This window comes from Pseudomonas sp. FYR_7 (assembly GCF_043106155.1).
GTDB classification, from domain to species: Bacteria; Pseudomonadota; Gammaproteobacteria; order Pseudomonadales; family Pseudomonadaceae; genus Aquipseudomonas; species Aquipseudomonas parafulva_B.
Map to the genome: position 1 here is coordinate 13,262 of NZ_JBICMI010000073.1, position 20,753 is coordinate 34,014.

Below are 20,753 nucleotides of genomic sequence, written 5' to 3' on the forward strand. Positions count from 1 at the left end.
TATGCGCATACGCGCACTGGTCGCCATCGTTGGGCTTTTGCTGACAACGGTGACCGTTGAGGCTCTGGCCGTCACTCAAGTCAAGAGCGTGCGCCTGTGGCGTGCGCCGGACAACACCCGGCTGGTCTTCGACCTGTCTGGCCCTGTGCAGCACAGTGTCTTCACATTGAGCGCACCCGATCGGCTGGTCATCGACATCAACGGCGCAACCCTGGGCGCACCCTTGAAGGTGGCGACGTCCAATACGCCGATCAGCAGCGTGCGCTCGGCCCAGCGCACGCCGACCGACCTGCGGGTGGTCGTGGACCTGAAGAAATCGGTCACGCCCAAGAGCTTCACCCTGGCGCCTAACGCGCAATACGGCAATCGCCTGGTGGTCGACCTGTACGATCAGGAGGCGGACGCCATTGCCGCCAGTGCCCCACCGCCTGCGCCGCCACCGGTGCAAACGCCAGCCACCACGCCAGCGGTGCCCGTCACGCCAACCCAGCCAGCCATCAAGCTGCCACCGGTGCCCAGTGGCAAGCGCGATATCGTGGTGGCCATCGATGCCGGTCACGGTGGCGAGGATCCAGGCGCTTCGGGCTCCAGCGGGCAGCATGAAAAAGACATCGTCCTGCAGATCGCCCGCGAACTGCAGCGCCAGATCAACAGCGAGAAGGGCTTTCGCGCCGAGCTGACGCGCACCGGCGACTACTTCATCCCGTTGCGCAAGCGCACCGAGATCGCCCGCAAGAAAGGCGCCGACCTGTTCATCTCCATCCACGCCGATGCTGCCCCGTCGCGCGCTGCCTTCGGCGCCTCGGTGTTCGCCTTGTCCGACCGCGGTGCCACCTCCGAGACCGCACGCTGGCTGGCCGATACGGAAAACCGCTCTGACCTGATCGGCGGTGCCGGCAATGTCAGCCTCGATGACAAGGACCGCATGCTGGCCGGGGTGCTGCTCGACCTGTCGATGACGGCCACGCTCAGCTCCAGCCTCAACGTCGGTCAGAAGGTGCTGGGCAACATGGGGCGTATCACCTCGCTGCACAAGCAGCGCGTGGAACAGGCCGGCTTCATGGTGCTCAAGTCCCCGGACATTCCCTCGATCCTGGTAGAGACCGGCTTCATCTCGAACAATGCAGAAGCCGCCAAGCTGGCCACACGCAGCCACCAGCAGGCATTGGCGCGCTCCATTCACACCGGGGTTCGCCAGTACTTCCAGCAGAACCCACCGCCAGGCACTTACGTGGCGTGGCTGCGCGACAGCGGCAAGATCGCCCAGGGCCCGCGTGAACATACGGTGCGGCCCGGCGAAACCCTGGCCATGCTTGCGGTGCGCTATCAGGTCAGCGTCACCAGCCTGCGCAGCACCAATAGCCTAAAGACCGATGAGCTGAAGGTCGGCCAGCGCCTGGACATTCCTGCCACCACGTTGGCTTCACAATGAGCGGCGGCTCACGTATCCAGCTGCTCAGCCCGCGGCTGGCCAACCAGATTGCGGCTGGCGAGGTGGTGGAACGGCCGGCATCGGTTGCCAAGGAGCTGTTGGAAAACAGCCTCGACTCCGGTGCTCGCCGAATCGACGTCGACGTCGAGCAGGGTGGCATCAAGCTGCTGAAGGTGCGCGACGATGGCAGCGGCATCTCTGCCGACGACCTGCCGCTGGCGCTGGAGCGCCATGCCACCAGCAAGATCCGCGAGCTCGAAGACCTTGAAGGCGTCCTGAGCCTGGGGTTTCGCGGTGAAGCCTTGGCCTCGATCAGCTCGGTCGCCCGGCTGACCCTGACCTCGCGCACGGCCAACGCCAGCGAAGCCTGGCAGGTGGAAACCGAAGGGCGCGAGATGACTGCGCGGGTGCAGCCTGCTGCGCACCCCGTCGGCACGTCCGTGGAAGTGCGCGACCTGTTTTTCAACACGCCGGCGCGGCGCAAGTTTCTCAAGGCCGAGAAAACTGAATTCGACCACTTGCAGGAAGTGATCCGGCGCCTGGCACTGGCCCGGTTCGACGTGGCCTTCCATCTGCGGCACAACGGCAAGAGCATTCTGAGCTTGCACGAGGCACGCGAGGAAGCCGACCGTGCCCGGCGGGTGGGCGCCATTTGCGGTCCGGGTTTCATGGAGCAGGCCCTGCCCATCGACGTGGAGCGCAACGGCCTGCGTCTGTGGGGGTGGGTCGGGTTGCCGACCTACTCGCGCAGCCAGGCAGACTTGCAGTACTTCTTCGTGAACGGGCGCGCGGTGCGCGACAAGCTGGTGGCCCATGCCGTACGCCAGGCTTACCGGGACGTGCTGTTCAACGGTCGTCACCCCACCTTCGTCCTGTTTCTTGAGCTTGAGCCCAATGGCGTGGACGTCAACGTTCACCCGACCAAGCACGAAGTGCGCTTCCGTGAGGGACGCAGCGTCCACGACTTTCTGTACGGCACCTTGCACCGTGCCCTGGCCGATGTGCGTCCCGAAGACCAGTTGGCTGCCCCGGCTGCTTTGCCTGAGGCGACCCGCCCGACGGGGCAGCAGGCAGGCGAGTTCGGGCCCCAGGGCGAAATGCGCCTGGCTGCGGCCGTGCTCGAGCAACCGCGTGCTGCGCCGTCTCCTGTTGCCGGCAGTGGCAGTGGCGCGGGTTACCAGTATCAATACACACCCAGGCCGTCGCAGCCATTGCCGGCTGCCGAGGCCCAGGCGGTCTATCGCGAGTTCTACAAGCCCTTGAGCGAAGGCGCCGCTGCGCTGCCGGAAAGCCAGGGCGACATCCCCCCGCTTGGCTTCGCGTTGGCCCAGCTCAAGGGCATCTACATCCTGGCCGAGAACGCCGCAGGCCTGGTGCTCGTCGACATGCATGCCGCCCATGAACGGATCATGTACGAGCGGCTGAAGGTGGCCATGGCCAGCGAAGGTCTTAGCGGTCAGCCATTGCTGGTGCCCGAAACGCTCGCCCTGAGCCAGCGCGAGGCCGATTGCGCCGAAGAACACGCCGCCTGGTTCCAGCGCCTGGGCTTCGAGTTGCAGCGCCTTGGCCCGGAAACCCTGGCGATTCGCCAGATTCCTGCGTTGCTCAAGCAGGCTGAAGCCAACCGCCTGGTACAGGATGTGCTGGCGGACCTCATGGAGTACGGCACCAGCGACCGTATCCAGGCACACCTGAACGAATTGCTCGGCACCATGGCCTGTCACGGTGCCGTGCGTGCCAATCGGCGCCTGGCGATCCCGGAAATGAACGCCTTGCTGCGCGACATGGAAAACACCGAGCGCAGCGGCCAGTGCAACCATGGCCGTCCCACCTGGACCCAGATGGGCCTGGATGATCTGGACAAACTATTCCTGCGCGGTCGATGAAATGAGTGGCAAGCCCCCTGCAATATTTCTGATGGGCCCGACGGCATCGGGCAAGACCGACCTCGCCATCGAGCTGAGCAAGGTCTTGCCTTGCGAGCTGGTGAGCGTCGATTCCGCCCTGGTCTATCGGGGCATGGACATCGGTTCGGCAAAGCCTTCCAAGGCTGTGCTGGCTGCCCATCCGCACCACCTGATCGACATCCGCGACCCGGCCGACGCTTACTCGGCTGCGCAGTTTCGTGCCGACGCCTTGCGCGTGATGGCCCAGATCACCGCCCGCGGCAATATCCCGTTGCTGGTGGGCGGGACCATGCTTTATTACAAGGCGTTGACCGAAGGGCTGGCCGACATGCCGGCGGCCGATGCCCAGGTCAGGGCCGAGCTCGAGGCCCTGGCCGAGGCCGAGGGCCTGGTGGCGCTGCACCAGCAACTGGCTGAGGTCGATCCGGAGTCGGCCGCGCGCATCCATCCCAACGATCCGCAACGGTTGATCCGGGCGCTGGAGGTGTACCGGGTCAGCGGGCAAAGCATGACGGCCCATCGACAGCGTCAATTGGCTGAAAGTAGCTGTGCAGACGCAAGCGCCTGCGGTCATTTGCCCTATACTGTCGCCAGTCTTGCGATTGCGCCTACAGATCGTCACATTCTGCACCAGCGAATTGCGTTACGATTTTCACAGATGTTGGAACAGGGCTTTGTCGACGAGGTCCGATTGCTGCGAGCCAGAAGTGACTTGCACGCCGGACTGCCGTCTATACGGGCAGTGGGCTATCGGCAGGTCTGGGATTACCTGGACGGCCAGCTGACTGAGAATGAGATGCGTGAACGCGGTATCATCGCGACCAGGCAGTTGGCCAAGCGGCAATTCACCTGGCTGCGTGGCTGGCCAGACGTGCATTGGCTCGACAGCCTGGCCTGCGACAATCTGTCCCGCACCTTGAAATACCTTGGGGCCATCTCCATATTGAGCTGAGTCCCTGCTGATTGCCGTCTATCCTTGTGAAAGCCGGCCTTACTTATCGTTTTTTCAGATTTTCCAATTATTTATCCTTACAGGAGTGCGGCATATGTCAAAAGGGCATTCGCTACAAGACCCTTACCTGAATACCTTGAGAAAAGAAAAGGTCCCGGTTTCGATCTACCTGGTAAACGGCATCAAGCTGCAAGGCTCGATCGAATCGTTCGACCAGTTCGTGGTGCTGCTGAAGAACACCGTCAGCCAGATGGTCTACAAGCACGCCATTTCCACTGTTGTACCTGCCCGCCCGGTTCGTCTGCCAAGCCCGTCCGATTCCGATCACGGCGACAGCGAGCCAGGCAACGCCTGATAGGAGCCTGCATTGTTCTTTGAGCGCCACGGTGGTGGTGAACGCGCGTTGCTCGTTCACTTGGAAGGTCAGAACCCTGAGGCGCGCGAAGACCCGCAGGAGTTTCAGGAACTCGCGTTGTCGGCCGGTGCCGACATCGTCTCGCTGGTAACGGTCTCGAGGCATCAGCCCTCGGCCAAGTACCTGATTGGCAGTGGTAAGGTCGAGGAGTTGCACGACCGTGTCCATGCCGAGCAGGTAGACCTGGTGATTTTCAATCACACCCTCACGCCCAGTCAGGAGCGCAACCTCGAACGCGTGTTCGAGTGCCGTGTGCTCGACAGGACCGGGCTGATTCTGGATATCTTCGCCCAACGGGCACGTACCCACGAAGGCAAGCTGCAGGTCGAACTGGCCCAGCTTGAGCACATGAGTACGCGGCTGGTACGCGGTTGGACCCACCTTGAGCGACAAAAAGGGGGTATTGGCCTGCGGGGGCCGGGTGAAACCCAGCTCGAAACCGACCGTCGCCTGCTGCGCGTACGCATCCGGCAGATCAAGTCCCGCCTCGAGAAAGTACGCAGCCAGCGCGAACAGGCGCGTCGCGGGCGCAAGCGCGCGGACATTCCGTCGGTCTCGCTGGTGGGCTACACCAACGCCGGCAAGTCCACGTTGTTCAACGCCCTGACCCAGTCCGAGGTGTACGCCGCCGACCAGTTGTTCGCCACCCTCGACCCGACGCTGCGTCGGCTTGAGCTCAACGACCTGGGGCCTATCGTGCTGGCCGATACCGTGGGCTTCATTCGCCACCTGCCGCACAAGCTGGTCGAGGCGTTTCGGGCTACGCTCGAGGAGTCGAGCAACTCCGACCTGCTGCTGCACGTGATCGATGCCCATGAGCCTGAGCGCATGGAGCAAATCGAGCAGGTGCTGGCCGTGTTGGGCGAGATTGGCGCCGAAGGCTTGCCGATCCTCGAGGTGTATAACAAACTCGACCTGCTCGAAGAGGTCGAGCCGCAGATCCAGCGCAATGCCGACGGCAAGCCCGAGCGGGTCTGGGTTTCGGCACGTGACGGGCGTGGCCTGGAGTTGGTTGGCCAGGCGATTGCCGAGCTGCTGGGTGATGATCTGTTTGTCGGCACCTTGTGCCTGGAGCAACGTTTTGCCCGCCTGCGCGCGCAATTCTTTGACCTGGGCGCGGTGCAGAGTGAAGCGCATGATGAAGAAGGGCGCAGCCTGCTGAGCGTGCGTCTGCCCAGGGTAGAACTCAATCGCCTGGTCAGCCGTGAAGGCATGGAGCCGCAAGTGTTTGTCGAGCAACACACTTTGCAATAAATGCCCTACGAGGTCGTCGGGCAGCAGTGACAGGCATTCTGTAGCATTGGACGGCGCGCCGTGGGCGCGTCTTTGCTTTATCAGATGGAGAGCGCTATGGCTTGGAACGAGCCGGGTGGCAACTCGAACAATCAGGATCCCTGGGGCGGCCGCCGCGGTGGCGGTGGTGGCGGCGACAAAAAAGGTCCGCCGGATCTGGACGAGGCCTTCCGCAAACTGCAGGACAGCCTCAACGGCATGTTCGGTGGTGGCAAGAAACGGGGTGGCGGTGACCGCAATGTCGGCAAAGGCGGCGGCCTCGGGCTGCTTGCCATCGGCCTGGCAGTGCTGGCGGCCATCTGGCTGTACAGCGCCGTGTATGTCGTCGACGAGCAGGAGCAGGCCGTTGTGCTGCGCTTCGGCAAGTACTATGAGACGGTCGGTCCCGGCCTAAACATCTACTTCCCGCCGATCGATCGCAAGTACATGGAAAACGTCACGCGCGAGCGGGCCTACACCAAGCAGGGCCAGATGCTGACCGAAGACGAGAACATCGTCGAGGTACCGCTGACCGTCCAGTACAAGATCAGCAACCTGCAGGACTTCGTGCTCAACGTTGACCAGCCTGAGGTCAGCCTGCAGCATGCGACCGACAGCGCCCTGCGTCACGTGGTGGGCTCTACGTCCATGGACCAGGTATTGACCGAAGGTCGTGAACAGATGGCCGTGGACATCCGCGAACGTCTGCAGCGTTTCCTCGACAACTACCGCACCGGCATTACCGTTACCCAGGTCAACGTGCAGAGCGCGGCAGCCCCGCGTGAAGTGCAGGAAGCCTTCGATGACGTGATCCGGGCGCGCGAAGACGAGCAGCGTGCCCGCAACCAGGCCGAGTCCTACGCCAATGGCGTGGTGCCCGAAGCCCGTGGTCAGGCCCAGCGCATCATCGAAGACGCCAACGGCTACCGCGATGAAGTCATTGCCCGGGCCAAGGGTGAGGCCGACCGCTTCACCAAGCTGGTCACCGAGTACCGCAAGGCACCTGATGTGACCCGCGAGCGCTTGTACCTGGAAACCATGCAGGCGGTGTACAGCAATTCGAGCAAGGTCATGGTGGCAACCAAGGATGGGCAGAACAACCTGCTCTACCTGCCACTGGACAAGATGGTCGAAGGCAGCCGCAACTCGTCCGCACCTGCGAGCGGTGTATCGTCGGCCAACGACGCTGCCGCCGCGCGCTCGGCGCAGGACACGCAACAGCAACAGCAGCCGCTGCGCACTAGGGAGAGCCGCTGATGAGCAACCGATCGCTGATCGCCCTGATCGCCGCCGTGGTTCTGGCCATCGTGGCCTGGAACAGCTTCTACATCGTGGCCCAGACCGAGCGGGCAGTATTGCTGCGCTTCGGCAAGGTGGTTCAGGCCGATGTCCAGCCAGGGCTGCACGTGAAAGTGCCGTACGTGAACCAGGTACGCAAGTTCGACGCCCGCCTGATGACCCTCGACGCCCCTACCCAGCGGTTCCTGACCCTGGAGAAGAAAGCGGTGATGGTCGACGCCTATGCCAAATGGCGCGTCAAGGATGCCGAGCGCTTCTATACGGCCACTTCCGGCATGAAGCAGATCGCTGATGAGCGTCTGTCCCGTCGTCTGGAAAGCGGCCTGCGTGACCAGTTCGGTAAGCGCACCCTGCACGAAGTGGTGTCCGGTGAGCGTGACGCGTTGATGGCCGACATCACCGCTTCGCTGAACCGCATGGCCAACAAGGAGCTGGGTATCGAGGTCATCGACGTCCGCGTCAAGGCCATCGACCTGCCCAAGGAAGTCAACCGCAGTGTGTTCGATCGCATGAGCACCGAGCGTGAGCGCGAGGCGCGCGAGCACCGGGCCAAGGGTAATGAGCTGGCCGAAGGTATTCGTGCCGACGCCGATCGCCAGCGCCGTGTGCTACTGGCCGAGGCCTATCGCGAATCTGAACAGACCCGCGGTGAGGGTGATGCCCAGGCGGCGGCTATCTACGCCAAGGCCTACACGCAGGACGCTGATTTCTACGCGTTCTACCGTAGCTTGCAAGCCTACCGCGAGAGCTTCTCCAGCAAGAGCGACGTGCTGGTCCTGGATCCGAAGAACGAGTTCTTCCGCTTCATGGACAAGAGCAAGCCCTGAGGCGAATTCAGGCAGGCGCCCCGCCTGGCAGCTAAAACGCCAGGCAGGGTGCATCCCGAATCAAAAGGGGTGTATGATGAGTCAGCCGGGAAATTTCCCGGCTTTTTTGCGTCTGCAAGGTTGATCGGCTTGGTGTCGGTTCGCCTTTGACACGTTTGCAAGGCAATTCGAGGGTATCGGGTACGGTGGCTGCGCTGGGATCAGTGCTGCCCGTTGCTGTGCGCGATACCTGCTTTACTGACGGCCGGCTTGCTGGCGGCCGCCCGGACCAGAGGGGAAAAGGCGTAATGGCAACGGTAGACCGCTGGCTGCTGCCAGATGGCATCGAGGAAGTACTGCCACCTGAGGCCGCGCGCATCGAGATCGCGCGTCGCCAGGTGTTGGACCTGTTCCAGAGTTGGGGTTACGAACTGGTCGTCACCCCGCATATCGAGTACCTGGAGTCGCTGCTTACCGGCGCTGGCCAGGACCTGGATCAGCGTACCTTCAAGGTAGTGGACCCGCAGTCCGGCCGCTTGATGGGCTTTCGTGCCGACTTCACGCCGCAGGTCGCGCGCATCGACGCCCATACCCTGCGCCGTGAAGGCCCAAGCCGGTTGTGTTACGCCGGCAGTGTGCTGCATGCCCAGCCGCGTGCTTTGTCTACCTCGCGCAGCCCTATCCAGCTGGGTGCCGAACTGTATGGCGATGCCAGCCCCACCAGCGATGTGGAAGTCATCAGCCTGATGCTCGCCACACTGCAGTTGGCCGATGTGCCTGATGTTCACATGGACCTGGGCCATGTGGGCATCTACCGTGGCCTGGCTCGGGCCGCCGGCCTGTCGGGCGCGGTCGAGCAGCAGCTGTTCGACGCCCTGCAGCGCAAGGCGGTCGACGAAGTGCAGGCGCTGACGGCCGACTTGCCAAAGGATGTGGGCAACATGCTGCGAGCCCTGGTCGAGCTGTGCGGCGGCAGGGAAGTTCTGGCCGAGGCCCGCGTACGCCTGGGTCGTGCACCTGCCAGCGTGCTGGCGGCCCTGGACGATTTGCTGGCCATCGCCGACCGGTTGGCCGCTCGTTATCCGCAGTTGCCGTTGTACTTCGACCTGGGTGAACTGCGCGGTTACAACTACCACACGGGCGTGGTGTTTGCGGTGTTCGTGCCAGGTGAAGGGCAGTCGATTGCCCAGGGCGGACGCTATGACGACATCGGCGCCGACTTTGGCCGGGCGCGCCCGGCTACCGGTTTCTCCACGGATTTGAAGACCCTGGTCACACTGGGGCGAGCGGAGGTCGTACTGCCCACGGGCGGCATCTGGATGCCGGACAGTGGCGATGCGGCCCTATGGCAGCATGTCTGCCAGTTGCGCAACGAGGGCCAGCGTGTGGTCCAGGCCCTGCCTGGTCAGCCGCTGAGTGCTGCCCTTGAAGCGGATTGTGATCGTCAATTGATTCAGCAAGACGGGCGCTGGCAGGTTCTGCCGCTGGCCCAGTGAGTTTCTGCGTCGGCAACAGGCCGGCAACCAAGTTTGCGTGAATGAGGACCAATGTAATGGGTAAGAATGTCGTCGTCCTGGGCACCCAGTGGGGTGATGAGGGCAAAGGCAAGATCGTCGATCTGCTGACCGAACATGCTGCCGCCGTCGTGCGCTACCAGGGTGGCCACAACGCGGGCCACACCCTGGTGATCAACGGTGAAAAGACCGTTCTGCACCTGATTCCATCCGGCATCCTGCGTGAAGGCGTGCAATGCCTGATCGGCAACGGTGTGGTCGTTGCACCCGATGCGCTGATGCGCGAGATCACCAAGCTGGAAGAGAAGGGCGTACCGGTGCGCGAGCGCCTGCGCATTTCCCCGGCTGCGCCGCTGATCCTGTCGTACCACGTCGCGCTGGACCAGGCCCGTGAAAAAGCCCGTGGCGAAGCCAAGATCGGCACCACCGGCCGTGGTATCGGCCCAGCGTACGAAGACAAGGTCGCCCGCCGTGGCCTGCGCGTGGGCGATCTGTTCCACCGCGAGCGTTTTGCCGCCAAGCTGGGCGAGCTGCTGGACTACCACAACTTCCAGCTGGTCAATTACTACAAAGAGCCTGCCATCGACTTCCAGCAGACGCTGGACGAGTGCATGGCCTATGCCGAACAGCTCAAGCCGATGATGCTCGACGTCACTGCCGAGCTGCACAAACTGCGTCGTGCCGGCAAGGACATCATGTTCGAAGGCGCGCAAGGCTCGCTGCTGGACATCGACCACGGTACCTACCCGTACGTCACCAGCTCCAACACCACCGCTGGCGGTATCTCGACCGGTTCCGGCGTGGGCCCGATGTACCTGGACTACATCCTGGGCATCACCAAGGCCTACACCACCCGCGTAGGTTCGGGCCCGTTCCCGACCGAGCTGTTCGATGACACGGGCGCCACCCTGGCCAAGCGTGGCCATGAGTTTGGCTCCACGACCGGGCGTGCCCGTCGTTGCGGCTGGTTCGATGCCGTCATCCTGCGCCGCGCCATCGACGTCAACAGCATCTCGGGCATCTGCCTGACCAAGCTCGACGTGCTGGACGGCCTGGAGACCATCAACATCTGTGTAGGTTACAAGGATGCCAATGGCGAAGTGATCGAAGCCCCGACCGATGCCGACAGCTACATCGGCCTGCAGCCTGTGTACGAAACACTGCCGGGCTGGAGCGAGTCGACCTTGGGTGCCAAGACCCTGGAAGCGCTGCCTGCCAATGCGCGTGCCTACATCACCCGTATCGAGGAGCTGATCGGCGCGCCGATCGACATCATCTCCACCGGCCCGGACCGCAACGAGACCATCGTGCTGCGTCATCCGTTCGCCTGATCTGCCCTGCAGGCTGATCTGACGCCGTGGCCCTGAACAGGGGCCGCGGCGTTTTTCATTGTGGGTATGAAACGCGCATTGCTTGGACTTGGCGTTTATCCCCGCTGCTACCGGCATAACCCTTGCTGTAAGAAGTGTCTGTCGATGCCATCAAAGTAATGGCGCCAGAAAACACGAGGGTTTCACCGTGTCTGCCATCCTTTCGCTGTTACGAAGCCGCCTGTTGCGGCCTGTTTTTGTGGCCTTGGGTATCGCCCTTTTGGTGCAAGTGCTGGTGGCCGTTGCCCTGACACGAAGCACCGTTTCGGCCCTTGAGCGCGAACTGGCCGAACGCCTGGGGCATGACAGCCAGCAACTCACGATCGATCTGGAGCAAGCCGGCCAGGAGGTGCGCGCAGGCCTCGATGGCCTGTCTGCCAGCACGCGCCAACGCTTGAGTGCAGGGCTCTCGACGCGCCTGCAGGCCGAGCAGCAGCAACTGCGCGAAACTCTCGAAGGCACGCTGAAGGAGTCCGCCAACGACATGGCAGAGTTGCTGGCCTCGGTGGCGCCGCGCGCCATCTGGGACAAGGATGTGCCGGTGCTGTCGGATTTCGCCCGACGGGCGCAGCGCAATCCCAACGTTCTGTTCGTGATTTATGACGATGCAGAAGGCCAGCACCTGACCCGCTACCTGAACCGACAGAACCCGATCAACCAGGCATTGCTCGAGAAGGGCCAAGGGGAGCGCGCGCTGGACAAGGTGATCGAGGCCGCTCGCCGTGATCCTGCCGTGTACATGGTCGAAGCGTCGATCAACCCAAACGGGGCGGAAATCGGCAAGGTTCTGCTGGGCGTGTCAACCGCCGGTATCGATCAGCAACTGGCCGCGCTGGATCAGCGTTTCGCAGCCTTGATCACCAGCAGCGAACAGCTGGTTGGCGACAGCCTGGTAGGGGCGGCTGCCGATAGTGGCAAGACCCTGCGTGAACGCCTTGAGGCCGCGCAAGGCAGCGCCGCGGCCATGCAGAACAATACAGCGCAAACCGTGCGCGATGCGGCGGCTGAATTGCGTTGGCGCATCGGGCTGGGCCTGGTGCTGGTAGGGTTGGGCGTGCTGTTGGTGGTGGCCGTGGTGCTGGGCCGGCGTGTAGTGAGCAAGTTGCGCCTGTTGATCGCGGCGCTCGATGACCTGGCGGCGGGCGAAGGCGACCTGACCAAGCGGGTACGGCTGGACAGCTGCGACGAGATTGGCGACATGGCCTCTGCAGTCAACCGCTTCGTCGACAAGCTGCAACCTATCGTGCGCGAAGCCGGTGACGTGGCCCAGCGCACCGGTGTGGAAATCGACGCCATGGCCCAGCGCAACGCCGGCGCCGATGCCGCCGCTGCGTTGCAACGTGATGAAGTGGCGGCCAGCCTGAGCGACCTGTCGAGCATGGCTGAAGAAGCCCAGGCCGAGAGCTACGCCATGCAGGCCGCCTTGCAGCAAGTGGTGGACATCCGCCAGGCCACCGACGAAAACAGTCGAACCTCGACGCAACTGGCCGGGCTGATCGAAAACCTGGCTGGGCAGGTGGACGCAGGCTCCCAGGTCATTGAGCGCCTGGCCAAGCAAAGTGAGCAGATCGAGATGGTACTGACGGTGATCCATGGCATTGCCGAGCAGACCAACCTGCTGGCCCTCAATGCCGCCATCGAAGCCGCCCGTGCCGGTGAGACGGGGCGTGGCTTTGCCGTAGTGGCGGACGAAGTGAGGGCGTTGGCGAGCAAGACGCAGCGCTCCACCGGTGATATCCAGGCGCATATTGCCGCGCTGCAGGCAGGGGCCAAGGAGGCGGTAGCCACGATCAGCCAAGCGGGTGCAAAGGCCAGCGAAGGGCTGCTGGTGCTGCGTGACAACGAGCGTCGCCAGCAGTCGGTACAGGCTGCCGTCGAGCAGGTGCATGCGGCGATAGGCCTGGCTACCCGCGCCGCCGAACAGCAAGCCAATGGCGCGCAAGCGGTGCGCGGCAGGGTGCAGAACATACATACCCAGGCCGAGCGTTCAGCCGAAGTGGTGATGCAGACCACGGCAAGCAGCAAGGTACTGGACGATCTGGCGGCGCAGCTTCGGGCGAGTCTAGGCCAGTTCCGGGCTTGATGCGTTTGAGGCCATCACGCCCGGTTCAGGTACATCCGCGTTGTCAGCAGGTACACCGGCAACCCCGACACCACAATCAACAACGCCGCATACGGGGCTGCGGCCGCGAACTCCACATTGGCCGTGTGTGCCCAGACTTCGGTGGCAAGGGTCGTCATGCCGGTCGGGCTGAGCAGCAACGTTGCCGTCAATTCCTTCATGGCGTCCAGAAACACCAAGGCGAAGGCCGCTGCCATCGCCGGGAAGATGATCGGCAGGGTCACTTTGCAAAACGCGGCAAAGCTGCTTGCTCCCAGGGTGCGGGCCGCTTCTTCCAGCGTAGGGGAGGCCTTGTTCAAGGCCGTGCGTACAGGGGACTGGGCCAGAGGCAGGAACAACAGTGCATAGGCCAAAAGCAGTAACGCCGTGGTCTGGTACAGCACCGGCACGTAGTGCAGGGCGAAGAACACCAGCGTCAGGGCAATGACCAGGCCGGGCAGGGCATGCAGCAGGTACGGCAAGCGTTCTGCCCAAATGGCCAGGCGCCCCTTGTAGCGCACCACCAGGAAGCTGATCGGCAGAGCTAGCACGACGCAGAAGCCGGCGCCGCCTAGCGACACGGACAGCGAGGTGAGCAGTGCACTGGAAATATCCGCAATGGGGAACGCTGCGGAGGAACCCACGCTGAGCCAGTAACCGAGCATGGCCAATGGAATACCGCTGCCCAATACTGCCAGGCCCAGGCAGAACAACTGAGCAGGTATTGCCCAGCCACGCAGCTTTATAGGCTGAGCGCGGCGTGCCACGCCCTGGCCGATGCGCACATGCCGGGCCTTGCCGCGTACCCGCAGCTCCAGCCAGAGCATGACCAGGCACATGGCTAGCAGTACGGCAGAGAGCATGGCCGCGTTGGCGTTGCTGAACTCCAGCTCGAACTGTTGGTAAATGGCGGTGGTGAATGTCTGCAGGCCTAGAATCGACAGCGCGCCGAATTCCACGAGCATGTGCAGGGCAATCAACAAGGCGCCCCCGAGCATCGATGGCCACAGCAGGGGCAGGGTGACTTTCCGGTACACGCTCCAGCGGCTACAGCCCAGGGTGCGCGCCGACTCCTCGAGTGATGTGTCCAGGTTGCGCAAGGTGGCGGCCACTGGCAGGAAGATCAGCGGGTACTTGGACAGGGCCATCACCAAAATGGCGCCGCCCAGGCCCTCGAAGTCAGCGCTCAGCGAGACCCAGGTGAAGCTGCTGACGAACGACGGCACGGCAAAGGGCAGGCACAACACCACCCCCCACAGCCTGCGACCGGGCAGGTCGCTGCGTTCGAGCAACCAGGCCAGCGCCAGGCCCACCACCATGCAAGTCAGGGTTACCCCGACCATCAACAACAAGGTATTGCGCATCAGCCCCCATACATAGGGGCGCCACAACAGATACAGCGCCTCTCGCCAGCCGGCTTCCCAGGCTTTGATGGCCACGTAGAGCAATGGCAGCACGCTCATCGCCACCAGGAAAAGCACGGGCAGCACCACCCAGATCGAGGGGCGCTTGCGGCGCGGTACGAAACGTACCGGCACCGGCTGGGTCAGGGCGGCAGTCATTAGAGCAGACCGACCTCACGTTCCAGTTCGATGGCTTCCTCGGCATTGCCCAGGTCGGCAGGCGAGATCTTGGGCGGGCGCAGGTCTTCAAACGGCTTCAGGCCCCGGTCGGAGACCATGCCCTTGTGCAGCGGGTACTCGGCTGTCGTCTGGGTGATGACGCGCTGGCCTTCTTCGCTGGCCATCCAGTTGAGCAGGGCCTGGGCTTCCTTGGGGTGCTTGCTGGCCTTCACGGCCGCGGCACCCGAAATGGTCACCAGGTTGCCGGCATCGCCGTCGGCCAGGTAGTACAGCTTGGAATCGAGCTTGCCACGCTCGCGCTCCAAGGCGTACCAGTAGTAGTTGTTGACCAGCACCGCGTCCACTTCACCTTTCTCCACGGCCTTGAGGGCGACCATGTTGTTGGTGTAGGTCTTGCCGAAGGCCTTCAGGCCGGTCAGCCATTCTTCCGTTGCCTCGCGACCATGCATCTTCAGGATGGCTACCGCCTGCTCCTGGAAAGCCCCGCTGGTGGGCACGAAGCCAACACGCCTGTCCCATTCAGGGTTGGCGAAGTCCATCACCGTGGTCGGCAGGTCCTTCTCGTCGATTTTCTTGGGGTTGTACACCACCACCCGGGTCCGCGCGGTCACGCCCATCCAGGTGCCGTTGGCGGCGACGTATTCCTTGGGCAGCATGTTGAGCGTGGCATCATCGATCTTTGCCAGCAGGCCCAATTCACCCAGGTTGTTCAGGGGTGGCGACTCTTCGGTATAGATGATGTCGGCCGGCGAGCGCTCGCCTTCTTCGATGATCTGGCTGGCCAGCTGGTTGCTGCTGCCCTTGCGAATATTGATATGGATGCCGGTCTTGGCTTCATAAGCCTTGGCGATGGCCTCGCCGATTTCCTTGTGCTGACCGTTGTACATGGTCAAGGTGACCGGCGCGTCTGCCATGGCGGCCGGAGCGCCGATGACCAGGCTCAATACGGCGGCGGCCAGGGTGCGCATCAGCGGTTGCGGGCGGATCGTCATGCGGGTACTTCCTCGCTTACGGCTACATATTCGGAAACAATGGTAAACGAAATCGTTTCTCATGTGGCGAGGTGACGATAAATTCATTGAGCGGGTTACGTGGGCTTATGCATGCATCGGAAGGGGCGGGGCGTTGGGTCTTGTGCACCGTCTTGCAGAAGGCCGAAAGCACGGGAGGGCGCGGCCAAGGTGCTGAATTTCAGGCAAGAAAAAACCCACTAGCAAGCTAGTGGGTTTTTGTATGGTGCCCAGGAGAAGACTCGAACTTCCACGACCGTTAAGTCACTGATACCTGAAACCAGCGCGTCTACCAATTCCGCCACCTGGGCAAAGCTTTACATCATCTGATGAAGGCGACTATTGTTCGCTTCACACAGTAGTAACAGATCCTTGGTCATCTATTACTTGAAAATTTTGGTGCCCAGGAGAAGACTCGAACTTCCACGGCCGTTAAGCCACTGATACCTGAAACCAGCGCGTCTACCAATTCCGCCACCTGGGCACACATTCGAGATAAAAGATGCTTTACAGCGCCGCTCATCTCTACTACAACTTCGGGGTTGTCCGTCGTCGTGGTGCGCACTATACGGATGCTCCCAAGGGCTGTAAAGCCCTCGATCAAAAAAAATCTCAAAAAATTCAACTTGTTGATTTCATGGGCCTATTGCCGATTGCCGAGCGCTCCTCAGGGGGCTGTCCAAGGCTGACATTTCCGGTTTCAATACGCCTATGCCAGAATTCCTATCTATATACCCCAAGGTGAACCCCTTCTGATGGCCGATTGGCAATCCCTCGATCCCGAGGCCGCTCGCGAAGCGGAAAAATACGACAACCCCATTCCCAGCCGTGAGCTGATCCTGCAGCGCCTTGCCGACCGTGGCGAACCGGCCGCGCGCGAGGAGCTGGCGGCAGAGTTCGGTCTGCACGAAGAAGACCAGATCGAAGCACTGCGTCGCCGCCTGCGGGCCATGGAGCGCGACGGCCAGCTTATCTACACCCGGCGCGGCACCTATGCCCCGGTGGACAAGCTGGACCTCATCTGCGGTCGCGTCTCCGGCCACCGCGACGGCTTCGGCTTCCTCATTCCCGACGACGGTAGCGAAGACCTGTTCCTGAGCCCGTCGCAGATGCGCCTGGTATTCGATGGCGACCGCGCCCTGGCTCGCGTATCTGGCGTCGACCGCCGTGGTCGCCGCGAAGGCGTACTGGTAGAGGTTGTCTCCCGCGCCCATGAGAGCGTGGTCGGCCGCTACTTCGAGGAGGGCGGCATCGGTTACGTGACCCCCGACAACCCGAAGATCCAGCAGGAAGTGCTGGTCACGGCCGGGCGCAACGGTGGCGCGAAGATCGGCCAGTTCGTCGAGATCAAGATCACCCATTGGCCGACGGCGCGGTTCCAGCCACAAGGCGATGTGGTGGAAGTGGTCGGCAACTACATGGCGCCGGGCATGGAAATCGACGTTGCCTTGCGCAGCTACGATATCCCACACGTTTGGCCCAAGGATGTGATCAAGGAGGCCCGCAAGTTCCGCTCCGAAGTCGAAGACAAGGACAAGGAAAAGCGCGTCGACCTGCGCCACCTGCCTTTCGTGACCATCGACGGCGAGGACGCGCGCGACTTCGACGATGCCGTTTACTGCGAACCGCTGGGCAAGCTGCGGATGTTCTCCGGTGGCTGGCGCCTTTATGTGGCCATCGCCGACGTGTCGAGCTACGTTCGCCTGGGCTCGGCGCTGGATGTGGAAGCCCAGCAGCGCGGCAACTCGGTGTACTTCCCCGAGCGCGTGGTGCCCATGCTGCCCGAGGAGTTGTCCAACGGCCTGTGCTCGTTGAACCCGCATGTCGATCGACTGGCCATGGTCTGTGAAATGACCATGAACAAGGCCGGGCAAATGGTCGACTACCAGTTCTATGAAGGGGTCATCCACTCCCACGCCCGCCTGACCTACAACAAGGTCAGCAGCATGCTCGAGCATTCACGCACCCGTGAAGGCAAAGCGCTGCGCGAGGAATACAAGGAAGTCGTCCCGGACCTGAAGAACCTCTACAACCTGTACAAAGTCCTGCTCGAGGCCCGTCACACCCGCGGTGCCATTGACTTCGAGACCCAGGAAACTCGCATCGTCTTCGGCGAAGACCGCAAAATCGCGGAAATTCGCCCGACCGTGCGCAACGATGCGCACAAGCTGATCGAGGAATGCATGCTGGCCGCCAACGTGGCCACGGCAGAGTTCCTGCAAAAACATAACGTGCCGGCCTTGTACCGCGTGCACGACGGCCCACCACCGGAGCGCCTGGAAAAGCTGCGCGCGTTCCTGGGCGAGCTGGGGCTGTCCCTGCACAAGGGCAAGGATCCGTCGCCCAAGGACTACCAGGCACTGCTGGCGAGCATCGCCGCCCGCCCGGACTTCCACCTGATCCAGACCGTGATGCTGCGCTCGCTCAGCCAGGCGGTGTACAGCACCGACAACAACGGCCACTTCGGCTTGAACTACGAGGCGTACACTCACTTCACCTCGCCGATCCGCCGTTACCCTGACCTGCTGGTGCACCGCGCCATCCGCAGCGTGATCCGCTCCAAGGTCGATACCCCGCACGTCAAGCGTGCCGGTGCCATGAGCATTCCCAAGGCGCGTATCTACCCGTACGACGAGAACACCCTCGAGCAACTGGGCGAGCAGTGTTCGATGACCGAACGTCGGGCTGACGAAGCCACCCGTGACGTGGTCAACTGGCTCAAGTGCGAATACATGAAGGACCGCGTGGGCGAGACGTTCCCGGGTGTGATCACTGCGGTGACCGGTTTCGGCCTGTTCGTCGAGCTGACCGACATCTACGTCGAGGGTCTGGTGCACGTCAGTGCGCTGCCGGGCGACTATTACCACTTCGACCCTGTGCATCATCGCCTGTCGGGCGAACGCACCGGCCGCAGCTTCCGGCTGGGTGACACGATCGAGGTCAAGGTCATGCGCGTGGACCTGGACGAGCGCAAGATCGACTTCGAGGTGGCCGACGCCACTTTGGCCGCTCCGATCGGTCGCAAGCAGCGTGGTGCAACGGCTGCGGCGGCCCCGACCGAGCAAGCTCCGGAGCAAGTGAAGGCCAAGGCCACGCCCAAGCCGCGCAGCCGCAAGAGCGAAGCCTCCGAGGCGTATTTCCCCAAGGACGCCGTGCAGCGCAACGCCGAGGTGCGCAAGAGCCGCGAAATGAAAAAGGCGCTGATGACCGAGGCCCGCACTACCGGCCACGGCAGCAGCAAGTCGGACAAGGGCAGCAAGACGTCCGGCAAGCCTACCAAGCACCGTAAAGGGCCGTCGAAATCCGGCGCCTCACGCAAGAGCAAGAGCAATTCATGAGTCAGTTGGAAAAGATCTACGGCGTTCACGCGGTACAGGCGCTGTTGCAGCACCATCCCAAGCGAGTCAAGCAGATCTGGCTGTCAGAGGGTCGCAGCGAGCCGCGCCTGCAAGCGCTGCTGGCCTTGGCCGCCGAGAACCGTGTGGCCGTGGGTCAAGCCGAACGCCGTGAGATGGACGCCTGGGTCGAGGGCGTGCACCAGGGTGTGGTGGCCGAGGTGAGCCCCAGCCAGGTCTGGGGCGAGCTTATGCTCGAGGAGTTGCTCGAACGCACTGAAACGCCGCCGCTGATCCTGGTGCTGGACGGGGTGACCGACCCGCACAACCTCGGTGCCTGCCTGCGCACCGCCGATGCGGCGGGGGCCACGGCTGTGATCGTGCCCAAGGACAAGTCAGCGACCCTTACGCCTGTAGTGCGCAAGGTCGCATGCGGCGCAGCCGAGGTGATCCCGCTGGTGGCCGTGACCAATCTTGCGCGTACGCTTGAGAAGTTGCAGCAGCGGGGCCTATGGGTGGTCGGCACCGCTGGCGAAGCCGAGCAGGAAATCTACCAGCAGGACCTGACCGGCCCGCTGGTGATGATCATGGGCGCCGAAGGCAAGGGCATGCGCCGGCTGACCCGCGAGCACTGCGATTTTCTGGTGAAGCTGCCGATGAGCGGCAGCGTCAGCAGCCTGAACGTGTCCGTGGCCACTGGCGTATGCCTGTTCGAGGCCGTGCGCCAGCGTCAGGCCAAGGGTTGAGCCCAGGGCCGTGCCGGTCTTGTGGCCGGCGCGGCGTCAGCCTTACCTGACCACGTGAACTGATCCTATGCAGGCAGCTGCACCCGTGGAGCGACAGGCGCCGCGTCGAAGTGTTTCCGGTTGTTCAAATAATCGCCAATTGCCTTGCTTGTCTGTCTGGCCTTCTCTACAATTGCGCCCCTTGCCGAGCTGGCAGGTGCGCATGTGCCTCTACTCCCTGGCAAGACACACCAGTGTCATTCACTCCTTGTCTGACCAGATTCGCTGGCAGACTACTAACCCGTAAGGAGCATTCATGCGTCATTACGAAATCATCTTCCTGGTTCACCCGGACCAGAGCGAGCAAGTCGGCGGCATGGTTGAGCGTTACACCAAGCTGATCGAAGAAGATGGTGGCAAGATCCACCGCCTGGAAGATTGGGGCCGTCGTCAACTGGCCTACGCCATCAACAATGTTCACAAGGCTCACTACGTGATGCTGAACGTTGAGTGCACTGGCAAGGCCCTGGCCGAGCTGGAAGACAACTTCCGCTACAACGATGCCGTTATCCGTAACCTTGTCATCCGTCGCGACGAAGCCGTTACCGGTCAGTCCGAGATGCTGAAGGCTGAAGAAAACCGCAGCGAGCGCCGTGAGCGTCGTGAGCGTCCTGAGCATGCCGAGTCCGCCGAAGGCGACGACAGCAATGACAGCGACTCCAGCGATAACGCTGACGAGTAATCCACGGACCTTTAGAGGAGCCTATTAAATGGCACGTTTCTTCCGTCGTCGTAAATTCTGCCGCTTCACTGCTGAAGACGTGAAAGAGATCGACTTCAAAGATCTCAACACCCTGAAAGCTTACGTATCCGAAACCGGCAAGATCGTTCCAAGCCGTATCACCGGTACCAAAGCTCGTTATCAGCGTCAGCTGGCTACCGCTATCAAGCGCGCCCGCTTCCTGGCCCTGCTGCCCTACACCGACAGCCACGGCCGCTGAGACCGGGTCGTCGACAAGCAGTAAGGGATTA

16 protein-coding genes, 2 tRNA genes and 1 pseudogene are annotated in these 20,753 nt (G+C 62.5%); 15 read left to right on the plus strand and 4 right to left on the minus strand.

Annotation, left to right across the window (positions count from 1 at the left end; translation table 11 throughout):
* Position 1: 1 nt before the first annotated feature.
* The 11 genes and pseudogenes from ACF8R3_RS18055 to ACF8R3_RS18105 all read left to right on the plus strand — a co-directional run bounded on the left by ACF8R3_RS18055 (position 2) and on the right by ACF8R3_RS18105 (position 13,050).
* Entirely contained in the window at positions 2-1,432 is a 1,431-nt protein-coding gene (locus tag ACF8R3_RS18055; protein ID WP_058605814.1) for an N-acetylmuramoyl-L-alanine amidase, read from the plus strand.
* Positions 1,429-3,318, plus strand: a complete 1,890-nt coding sequence (mutL, locus tag ACF8R3_RS18060) for a DNA mismatch repair endonuclease MutL (protein ID WP_058637987.1) — start codon at positions 1,429-1,431, stop codon at positions 3,316-3,318. Before ACF8R3_RS18055 ends, mutL begins: the two co-directional genes overlap by 4 nt.
* Position 3,319: 1 nt before the next feature.
* Entirely contained in the window at positions 3,320-4,291 is a 972-nt protein-coding gene (gene miaA / locus ACF8R3_RS18065) for a tRNA (adenosine(37)-N6)-dimethylallyltransferase MiaA (RefSeq protein ID WP_058637988.1), read from the plus strand.
* Positions 4,292-4,385: 94 nt separating this feature from the next.
* Complete coding sequence (gene hfq / locus ACF8R3_RS18070; protein WP_015272006.1) at positions 4,386-4,646, plus strand: RNA chaperone Hfq; 261 nt, start codon at positions 4,386-4,388, stop codon at positions 4,644-4,646.
* 12 nt (positions 4,647-4,658) lie between these two features.
* Positions 4,659-5,960, plus strand: coding sequence for a ribosome rescue GTPase HflX (gene hflX, locus ACF8R3_RS18075; RefSeq protein ID WP_058605817.1), 1,302 nt, complete (start codon positions 4,659-4,661; stop codon positions 5,958-5,960).
* A 96-nt stretch (positions 5,961-6,056) separates the two neighbouring features.
* Entirely contained in the window at positions 6,057-7,235 is a 1,179-nt protein-coding gene (hflK, locus tag ACF8R3_RS18080) for an FtsH protease activity modulator HflK (protein WP_058637989.1), read from the plus strand.
* Positions 7,235-8,104 carry a protease modulator HflC gene (hflC, locus tag ACF8R3_RS18085; RefSeq protein WP_058605819.1) on the plus strand — a complete coding sequence of 290 codons (870 nt, stop codon included), beginning with the start codon at positions 7,235-7,237 and terminating at the stop codon, positions 8,102-8,104. The genes hflK and hflC overlap by 1 nt, the downstream gene beginning before the upstream one ends.
* A gap of 287 nt (positions 8,105-8,391) precedes the next feature.
* Complete coding sequence (locus ACF8R3_RS18090) at positions 8,392-9,579, plus strand: ATP phosphoribosyltransferase regulatory subunit (RefSeq protein WP_023532898.1); 1,188 nt, start codon at positions 8,392-8,394, stop codon at positions 9,577-9,579.
* 56 nt (positions 9,580-9,635) lie between these two features.
* Entirely contained in the window at positions 9,636-10,928 is a 1,293-nt protein-coding gene (locus ACF8R3_RS18095) for an adenylosuccinate synthase (protein ID WP_058637990.1), read from the plus strand.
* Between the two features lie 1,003 nt (positions 10,929-11,931).
* Positions 11,932-12,144 (plus strand): annotated as a pseudogene (locus ACF8R3_RS18100) (methyl-accepting chemotaxis protein); the annotation flags it as partial.
* A gap of 201 nt (positions 12,145-12,345) precedes the next feature.
* Positions 12,346-13,050 carry a methyl-accepting chemotaxis protein gene (locus tag ACF8R3_RS18105; protein WP_392515980.1) on the plus strand — a complete coding sequence of 235 codons (705 nt, stop codon included), beginning with the start codon at positions 12,346-12,348 and terminating at the stop codon, positions 13,048-13,050.
* Between the two features lie 14 nt (positions 13,051-13,064).
* Here the strand turns inward: ACF8R3_RS18105 and ACF8R3_RS18110 are convergent, their stop codons facing one another.
* The 4 genes from ACF8R3_RS18110 to ACF8R3_RS18125 form a co-directional block, all read right to left on the minus strand.
* Positions 13,065-14,630, minus strand: coding sequence for an iron ABC transporter permease (locus ACF8R3_RS18110; protein WP_196124453.1), 1,566 nt, complete (start codon positions 14,628-14,630; stop codon positions 13,065-13,067).
* A complete protein-coding gene (locus ACF8R3_RS18115; RefSeq protein ID WP_058637993.1) occupies positions 14,630-15,643 on the minus strand; it encodes an extracellular solute-binding protein in 1,014 nt (337 codons plus the stop codon). Before ACF8R3_RS18115 ends, ACF8R3_RS18110 begins: the two co-directional genes overlap by 1 nt.
* Positions 15,644-15,885: 242 nt before the next feature.
* Positions 15,886-15,972 (minus strand) — tRNA-Leu (locus tag ACF8R3_RS18120).
* An 86-nt stretch (positions 15,973-16,058) separates the two neighbouring features.
* Positions 16,059-16,145 (minus strand) — tRNA-Leu (locus ACF8R3_RS18125).
* A gap of 271 nt (positions 16,146-16,416) precedes the next feature.
* Between ACF8R3_RS18125 and rnr the strand changes: the two genes are divergently transcribed.
* The 4 genes from rnr (at position 16,417) to rpsR (ending at position 20,722) form a co-directional block, all read left to right on the plus strand.
* Positions 16,417-18,999 carry a ribonuclease R gene (gene rnr / locus ACF8R3_RS18130; protein ID WP_058605823.1) on the plus strand — a complete coding sequence of 861 codons (2,583 nt, stop codon included), beginning with the start codon at positions 16,417-16,419 and terminating at the stop codon, positions 18,997-18,999.
* Positions 18,996-19,742: a 23S rRNA (guanosine(2251)-2'-O)-methyltransferase RlmB gene (gene rlmB / locus ACF8R3_RS18135; protein WP_023532995.1), complete on the plus strand. Its 747-nt coding sequence runs from the start codon at positions 18,996-18,998 to the stop codon at positions 19,740-19,742. The genes rnr and rlmB overlap by 4 nt, the downstream gene beginning before the upstream one ends.
* 295 nt (positions 19,743-20,037) lie before the next feature.
* Positions 20,038-20,463: a 30S ribosomal protein S6 gene (gene rpsF, locus ACF8R3_RS18140; RefSeq protein ID WP_021783885.1), complete on the plus strand. Its 426-nt coding sequence runs from the start codon at positions 20,038-20,040 to the stop codon at positions 20,461-20,463.
* Between the two features lie 28 nt (positions 20,464-20,491).
* Complete coding sequence (gene rpsR, locus ACF8R3_RS18145; RefSeq protein ID WP_003249563.1) at positions 20,492-20,722, plus strand: 30S ribosomal protein S18; 231 nt, start codon at positions 20,492-20,494, stop codon at positions 20,720-20,722.
* Positions 20,723-20,753 lie beyond the last annotated feature (31 nt).

Bases quoted from the DNA above. Each gene is read 5' to 3' on its own strand.
- ACF8R3_RS18055 (WP_058605814.1), top strand. From the start codon at position 2: ATGCGCATACGCGCACTGGTCGCCATCGTTGGGCTTTTGCTGACAACG.
- miaA (WP_058637988.1), top strand. From the start codon at position 3,320: ATGAGTGGCAAGCCCCCTGCAATATTTCTGATGGGCCCGACGGCATCG.
- rlmB (WP_023532995.1), top strand. From the start codon at position 18,996: ATGAGTCAGTTGGAAAAGATCTACGGCGTTCACGCGGTACAGGCGCTG.
- hfq (WP_015272006.1), top strand. From the start codon at position 4,386: ATGTCAAAAGGGCATTCGCTACAAGACCCTTACCTGAATACCTTGAGA.
- hflC (WP_058605819.1), top strand. From the start codon at position 7,235: ATGAGCAACCGATCGCTGATCGCCCTGATCGCCGCCGTGGTTCTGGCC.
- rpsF (WP_021783885.1), top strand. From the start codon at position 20,038: ATGCGTCATTACGAAATCATCTTCCTGGTTCACCCGGACCAGAGCGAG.
- rnr (WP_058605823.1), top strand. From the start codon at position 16,417: ATGGCCGATTGGCAATCCCTCGATCCCGAGGCCGCTCGCGAAGCGGAA.
- rpsR (WP_003249563.1), top strand. From the start codon at position 20,492: ATGGCACGTTTCTTCCGTCGTCGTAAATTCTGCCGCTTCACTGCTGAA.
- ACF8R3_RS18115 (WP_058637993.1), bottom strand. From the start codon at position 15,643: ATGACGATCCGCCCGCAACCGCTGATGCGCACCCTGGCCGCCGCCGTA.
- ACF8R3_RS18090 (WP_023532898.1), top strand. From the start codon at position 8,392: ATGGCAACGGTAGACCGCTGGCTGCTGCCAGATGGCATCGAGGAAGTA.
- mutL (WP_058637987.1), top strand. From the start codon at position 1,429: ATGAGCGGCGGCTCACGTATCCAGCTGCTCAGCCCGCGGCTGGCCAAC.
- hflK (WP_058637989.1), top strand. From the start codon at position 6,057: ATGGCTTGGAACGAGCCGGGTGGCAACTCGAACAATCAGGATCCCTGG.
- ACF8R3_RS18110 (WP_196124453.1), bottom strand. From the start codon at position 14,630: ATGACTGCCGCCCTGACCCAGCCGGTGCCGGTACGTTTCGTACCGCGC.
- ACF8R3_RS18095 (WP_058637990.1), top strand. From the start codon at position 9,636: ATGGGTAAGAATGTCGTCGTCCTGGGCACCCAGTGGGGTGATGAGGGC.
- ACF8R3_RS18105 (WP_392515980.1), top strand. From the start codon at position 12,346: ATGGCTGAAGAAGCCCAGGCCGAGAGCTACGCCATGCAGGCCGCCTTG.